The organism is Rubricella aquisinus, assembly GCF_014199445.1.
Lineage (GTDB): Bacteria > Pseudomonadota > Alphaproteobacteria > Rhodobacterales > Rhodobacteraceae > Rubricella > Rubricella aquisinus.
On the sequence record NZ_JACIJS010000001.1, the window covers coordinates 252,307 to 258,842 of the forward strand.

The 6,536-nt window shown below is 63.2% G+C and carries 8 protein-coding genes; 2 read left to right on the forward strand and 6 right to left on the reverse strand.

The window, feature by feature from the left end; genetic code table 11:
* Complete coding sequence (locus FHS89_RS01180) at positions 1-642, forward strand: M48 family metallopeptidase (RefSeq protein ID WP_343051301.1); 642 nt, start codon at positions 1-3, stop codon at positions 640-642.
* A gap of 60 nt (positions 643-702) precedes the next feature.
* On the opposite strand, the gene FHS89_RS01185 is transcribed toward FHS89_RS01180, so the two are convergent.
* From FHS89_RS01185 to FHS89_RS01195, 3 genes are read right to left on the reverse strand one after another with little or no spacing between them, the layout of a single operon-like run.
* Entirely contained in the window at positions 703-1,542 is an 840-nt protein-coding gene (locus FHS89_RS01185; RefSeq protein WP_184007628.1) for a C40 family peptidase, read from the reverse strand.
* Positions 1,532-2,926: a leucyl aminopeptidase family protein gene (locus FHS89_RS01190; RefSeq protein ID WP_184007630.1), complete on the reverse strand. Its 1,395-nt coding sequence runs from the start codon at positions 2,924-2,926 to the stop codon at positions 1,532-1,534. Before FHS89_RS01190 ends, FHS89_RS01185 begins: the two co-directional genes overlap by 11 nt.
* Before the next feature lie 53 nt (positions 2,927-2,979).
* A complete protein-coding gene (locus tag FHS89_RS01195) occupies positions 2,980-3,372 on the reverse strand; it encodes a hypothetical protein (RefSeq protein WP_184007632.1) in 393 nt (130 codons plus the stop codon).
* 138 nt (positions 3,373-3,510) lie between these two features.
* On the opposite strand from FHS89_RS01195, the gene FHS89_RS01200 reads away from it, so the two are divergent.
* Positions 3,511-4,164 (forward strand): carbonic anhydrase, encoded by a 654-nt coding sequence (locus FHS89_RS01200; protein ID WP_184007634.1) that lies wholly within the window; start codon positions 3,511-3,513, stop codon positions 4,162-4,164.
* Here FHS89_RS01200 and FHS89_RS01205 read toward each other — a convergent pair.
* The 3 genes from FHS89_RS01205 to FHS89_RS01215 form a co-directional block, all read right to left on the reverse strand.
* Complete coding sequence (locus FHS89_RS01205) at positions 4,161-5,009, reverse strand: hypothetical protein (protein ID WP_184007636.1); 849 nt, start codon at positions 5,007-5,009, stop codon at positions 4,161-4,163. The two genes, FHS89_RS01200 and FHS89_RS01205, sit on opposite strands and share 4 nt — an antisense overlap.
* Positions 5,010-5,069: 60 nt before the next feature.
* Positions 5,070-5,594 (reverse strand): hypothetical protein, encoded by a 525-nt coding sequence (locus FHS89_RS01210; RefSeq protein WP_184007638.1) that lies wholly within the window; start codon positions 5,592-5,594, stop codon positions 5,070-5,072.
* A gap of 166 nt (positions 5,595-5,760) precedes the next feature.
* Positions 5,761-6,153 (reverse strand): hypothetical protein, encoded by a 393-nt coding sequence (locus FHS89_RS01215; protein WP_184007640.1) that lies wholly within the window; start codon positions 6,151-6,153, stop codon positions 5,761-5,763.
* Between the last annotated feature and the right edge of the window lie 383 nt (positions 6,154-6,536).

Below are 6,536 nucleotides of genomic sequence, written 5' to 3' on the forward strand. Positions count from 1 at the left end.
GTGCTGCGCCGCTCCACCCGTGCCAAGCGGCTGACCCTGCGCGTGCCAGCCACTGGTGGCGATCCGGTGCTGACTTTGCCGCAGAGCGCGCGCCTGTCGCTTGCGCGCGCTTTCCTGACGGATCGGGAGCCATGGTTGCGCAGGGCCGTGGCCCGGGTGCCCGACACACAGCCAGTGACCCTTGGCGCGACCCTTCCCATCGAGGGGGAAATGCGCACGGTCCATATCGGCCCCGGCCCGATCCGCGTGGATGGTGACCTGCTGATCCTGCCCGGCCCCGCGGCCCGGGTTGGTGGGCAAACGCTCGGATTTCTCAAAACGCTGGCACGGACCCGCGCGATTGAGGCGCTGGACCACCATTCCGGCGTGCTCGGGCGGCGGTTCGGGCGGCTCACTTTGCGCGATACCGGCTCACGCTGGGGATCGTGCACGTCTGAGGGCAACATCATGCTGTCATGGCGACTGGTGATGGCCCCGCCCGAAGTGCTGGATTACGTCGCCGCGCATGAGGTGGCCCATCTGGAGCATATGGACCATTCGCCCGCGTTCTGGCGCGTGGTCAAACAGCTTTATCCCGGTCATGAAAGCCCGCAGCATTGGCTGCGCACCCATGGCGCGGAGCTTCACCGCTACCAGTTCTGAGAGCGGGCACGCCGCCAGATTTGATGCCTCCGGCGGGGATATTTTTGTGAAAGCGAAAAGCTAGGACAGGCGGCGGGCCGCCGTCATCGGGCCATCCCCCTGCGCCGCGATCCGGTCGCGGGCAAGGGTCAGGCGCTCCTGCCGGACGGCCATGTGAAACGCATTGGCGTGCAGCATGATTTCCGCATCCAGCATGATCCCGACATGCCCTTTCCAGAACATCAGATCACCCCGCTGAAACGGGCCATCAAGCGGCAGCGCCGCGCCGAGCGCCTGTTGCATGTCGCTGTCGCGCGGGCAGTCATGGCCCGCGCCCATCCGCGCGAGTTGCACCAGCGCCGAACAATCAAGGCCCAAGACGGACCGTCCGCCCCAGAGGTAAGGCGCGTCGGTGAACCGCTCCGCCAAGGTGACCCAATCGCCCCTGTCGGGCGCATCGCTCAGGTGGCGACCGGGCAGCCATCCACCCTCTGCCAGTTCCAGCCAGCGGCCCGATTGGCCGATCACCTCGACCTGCGCCAGATAGGGCAGCGCATCGACCGGGCGGCCCTTCATCTCCGGCTCGGCGTAGAGGAGCGCGAGGGGTTGGGTGACGTGATGGGTCGGCGTCGCCGGTGGCTCCAGCCCCGCATGGGGCACCCAGCCGACATAGCCGTCGCGCCCCGACTGGCCCCAAGCAAGGCCAGTATTGTCATCCACGTCATAGACCGTGAACACCTCCCCAAACAGGAGCTGCGTGTCGAGCGGCGCCTCCGGGTCCGGCTTCATGGTGAGCGGCAGCAGTGGCAGCGCCACGCGCATCGCCCGCCCCTCAACGAAGCGGTCGGAGTTGACCGTGCCGGAAAGGTGTGCGGCCGCGATATCCGGGCGCGCGGGCGTCAGACGGGGATCATGTTTCATGCCAGCGCCCCTCCTCGATCACGGCGAGCATGGCGCGGATGCCCTGCGCGGCACCACCCTTAGCCCGTCCGGGTTTGGCCACCGGCGTCCAGCCATAGAGGTCGAAATGGGCAAAGCTCCGGGCGTTTTCGACAAAGCGGCGCAGGAACAGCGCGGCGGTGATCGCCCCTGCCATGCCGCCCGCGGGCGCATTGTCGAGGTCCGCGATCCCCGGCTCGATCATCGGCTCATACGGGTCCCAGAAGGGCAGCCGCCACAGGGGATCGGCCTGCGCCGTGGCCGCCTGTGCCAAATCCTGCGCCAGCCCCTCCTGATCGGTGAAGAAGGGCGGCACATCAGGGCCTAGCGCCACGCGCGCCGCCCCCGTCAGCGTGGCCATGCACAGCATCAGATCGGGCGTTTCTTCATCGGCGAGCGCCAGCGCATCGGCCAACACCAGCCGCCCTTCGGCATCGGTGTTGTTGATCTCCACCGTCAGGCCCTTGCGGCTTTGCAAGATGTCGCCGGGGCGGAACGCGCCTGCGCCGATGGCGTTCTCCACCGCCGGGATCAGCAGCCGCAGCCGCACCGGCAGACCCAGCGCCATGATCATATGTGCAAGGCCCAGCGCATTGGCCGCACCGCCCATATCCTTCTTCATCAGGCCCATCGACGCACCCGGTTTGAGGTTCAGCCCGCCTGTGTCAAAGCAGACGCCTTTGCCCACCAGCGTCACCTTGGGGGCGGTCGCATCGCCCCAAGTCAGGTCCAGCAGGCGCGGCGCTTCGGCAGCAGCGCGCCCGACCGTGTGGATCATCGGAAAGTGCTGGGACAGAAGGTCATCGCCCCGGATCACCCGCAGGGCGGCACCGTGCCGCTCGGCAAGGTCGGCCACGGCTTGTTCCAACCCGGCCGGGCCGAGGTCATTGGCGGGTGTGTTGATCAGATCCTGGGTCAGCGTAATGCCATCCACCATCGCCGTGATCCGTGCGGCATCCACGCCCTTGGGGCAATGGAGCAGGGCAGCGTTTGCCGGGCGCCCGGCGTAGCGGGTGAAGCTATACCCGGCAAGGCACCAGCCGGTGACCTCTTGCAGCGTATCGAAATCCTCTGGTGTCTCCGCGATGCGGTAGCTGGCTTCCGGTAAGTGGGCCCGATGCGCGGCGAGGGGGAAGCGGCCCCGCGCGCGGCGCTTGGCCTCCCCCCACCCGATCAGCACGGCCCGCAACCGCCCACCATCCTGCAAAAGCGCCCTGTCACCGAGCGCGCCGGTGAATTTCTGCAAATCCGCCATGCCGCGGTCTTCGGCGCTGGCGTCCTCCTGCCAGCGGTCAAATCCGGCAGGGTCCAGTATGATCAATGGGATTGCGTCCGCCACGGACCCTGTCGCGAAAACCGATGTCATCAGCCTGCCTCCTTCGTCGGGTTCTGTCCGATCTGGCGCGCAGGCTATCGCGGTTAAGCGTGGATGTCAGGCCCCTGATCCGCAATGGACACAAGCGCAAACAGGGATTCTTCCCCCAGCCGGACAAGCCGTGCCGTAACGGCCCCTGTTGCCGCCGCATCGGCCCGGTCCGCAACGCGGCTGAGATCCCGCGCGACCATCGCAAGCCGCATCAGGCCAACCTCCGCACTCAGTTCACCCAAGCCCAGCGCGTATCGTTTCACCTGCCCCCAGTCCCCGGAATGGCAGGCATGTTCCGTCACCGACAGGTCGCGGGTCAGCACAAAGATCACCCGATCCAGTGTTTCAGAGAATTCCAGCGGCGCCATGCTGCGTTGCAGCCCAAGCACCGTATCCATATCAACCAGCTCTGCATCCTGTGCAGGAAGCCGGATTACCCCACCCATGGTCCCAACTTTCGCTCATTTCACCCACGCTCGGTTATCGGGCGCAGGTCTTAACAAGTCCTTTCAGACATCGCGCAGACTTGCGCGAAGGTTAATGCTGGGTTACCGAAATAAGGTCGCAGAAAGGAACCAAACTTCATGCACCGCATTCGCCCTCTGCCCGGATATCTGTCAAAGCGCCTGAATGGCTGGCGCGCGACGGACTTCAACGACAACCGCGCGTGGTATGCCTCGCTGGCGGAGCGAGGGCAGCATCCGCGGGCCATGGTGGTGTCCTGTTGCGATAGCCGGGTGGACCCGATGGCGATGTTCGGCGCGGAGCCGGGGGATTTCTTTCTGGTGCGCAACGTGGCCAATCTGATCCCGCCCTATGCGCCGGATCATGACCATCACGGCACGTCCGCCGCAATCGAATACGCGGTCAAGGCGCTGGGCGTGGCGCATATCGTGGTGATGGGGCATTCCGGCTGCGGCGGGGTTGAGGCGTGCTTTGACATGTGTTCAGGCGCGGCCCCGGAACTGATGGAAGAGAAAAGCTTTATCGGGCGCTGGATGGATATCCTCGCCCCCGGTTTCGAGGTTGTGAAGGACATGAAAGAGGGCCGCCCGGCGCAGCTTACCGCGCTGGAGCATCAGGGCGTTCTTGTATCCGTCGATAACCTTCTGACGTTCCCCTTCGTGCAGGACGCGATCAACGAAAAGCGGCTGTCGGTCCATGGCATCTGGGTGAATATCGCATCAGGCGAAATGCACGAATACCACGGGGACACGCGCACTTTCGATCCGGTCTAACGGTACGCGGCCCCGTCAAACCGGTGCAGCATCAGGCCCGCACGGGTCCATAATCCCAGATCGCGGTATCCATTGGCGGAGGTGGCAAGCACCTCCATATCCGTGCCCTGTGCTTCCATTAGCAATGCGGGTGACGGGCCCGACGCGTCATAGACCCAGTGATCACAGCCATCCCGCCCGCATCCGGCCTGTGAGATGGAGCGCAGGATCACCTCCGCCACGCCATCCTCGTTCAAATCCGCCAGACCGACCTCCAAAGTCGTGCGATCCACGATCGTCTTTGCGGCGTGATAGGCGGCGACATCCGATGCCTCCCCGCCCCAGGCAACAGACAGATAGCCGAAATCATCCGGGGTGCCGTAACCGGCAAGATCTTCCTCGGCCTCACCATAGATCAGCCCCTCAAGGGAGGCGCGCCACGCGACTCCATCGAATTTCTGCACGATCAGCGCGCCATCGTTTTGCGTGGTCACAAGATCGGGCCGCCCCATGCTGGAGGAGATTGCAATCTGGACACTGCCCGCCCCTTCCATCACCGGCAGCCAGCCGTCTTCGGTCGCCTCCAGAACCCAGTTGAGGCAGTCGCCAGTCGCGGCGTCACATTGGTCTGGCCCGGTGCCGAACACGATCAATTCCGGCTGATCGTCAAAGCTGAGATCGCATTGGGCCACGCGCAAATCCTCTGGCGCGGTGATGCCCCCCAACACAGCGAACACGCCGCCGCGTTGCGCTTCATCAAGGGTGCTCAGATCGCCATCAGGCAAAACCGTGCCATCGGGCAAAAGGGAGGCAGGCCCACAGGCCATGCTAACCATCAGAATAGGGAGAAGTGCGGCGCGGATCATACAGGGTGCTCCTTTGATTGCGGTCAGTCTTTCAGGCCGCGAATCGAAGGGCAAGCGGCGTTATCGCGGCAGGCGCACCCCAATGGCAATTGCGTTCGAGCCGCCATCAGGGCCAACCAGCCCGAACCCGTTGGACCGGTGATGCAGGCGCAGCACGGGCTGCGGGCCATTCTCTGGCCCGGCAAAGGCCAGTTCCGCCACCCAATAGATCAGGGCGCGCTGCGCGTTGCCGTTGCGATCCCGCTCGAAATCCGGCTCCTCGCTCGCATAGCTTGCGCCGATGCCCCACGCCACACTGTCCACGACCCCGTCAAACTGATAGCGCCCGATCAGCGGGACATTGACCTCCCAATGCTCCTGCCGCCCGAAATGACGCACGACCTGCCCCTCCACCTCGAAATCGAGGCCCCAGCGGCTGGCAACGGGATAAGACCGCGCAATACCGATGAAGCCCGGCTCATCGGGATTCAGCTCCCACGGGGTAAAGGCATCCTGAAAATCATTCTCGACCATGACACCGCCGAACACGGTGGTGTTCGCAGATGCAGGAAGGGCCATGGCCAGAAGGAGAATGAGCACGCGCATGCCCACATATAAGGGATGCGGATTGATAGATTTCACCCTGTTCAGGCGAAAGGAATTACCCAACCCAACGCGGTTGCTAGCTCTTACACGGTGAGCAATGACAATCCGCTGGCGCACGGTGCGACTGGCAACGTCTCATATATGAACATAAGACGTTGCCGGGTCTTTAGTTCACGGTGTCAACGGGCTCTAGGTTGATCAAATCACCATCTTCCGTGGAGCTTGTGATGTAAGCACGTCCATCGGGATAAACCGTGATACCTGCCACGCGATTATTCTCGGGCACGAAATTATGTGCTGTGATGGCGACCGTTCGCCCATCCGGCAGGTCGCAGGAGGATGGCGCTGTTCGGTCCGCTTGCGGAAAATCGATTGCACCCGGTATCGTTGCCATTTCAAGCGTACCTGCTGATGTTTCAACGCGGCAGACGGATCCTTCGGGGAAATTGAAAAGCATGCTAATCTTGGGCGTTGTCAGCCCCGGTGTTTCGACTTTTGGAAAAGGCGCTGCACAGGCAGTCAATACAATAACAGCGGCGATTGAAGTGATTGATTTCATTTTATCCTCAGGTACACATATTTAGTGAGCTTTCGCGCGCCTATTATTATCGATCATAAAAAGTATTATCAATATAATAAATATGTATTGTGCGAAATTCTAACACAAATACAGCAACCAAAAGACTTTGCGCTACGCGCGTTGGTGCTGAAACGCCCCACTGGAGCGTTTCCGGGACGCACCCCTCCCGGCGCTACGCGCGTTCGGTGCTGAAACGCCCCGCCGGGGCGTTTCCGGGACGCACCCCTTCCGGCGCTACGCGCGTTCGGTGCTGAAACGCCCCACTGGGGCGTTTCCGGGACGCACCCCTTCCGGCGCTACGCGCGTTCGGTGCTGAAACGCCCCACTGGGGCGTTTCCGGGACGCACCCCTTCCGGCGCTCC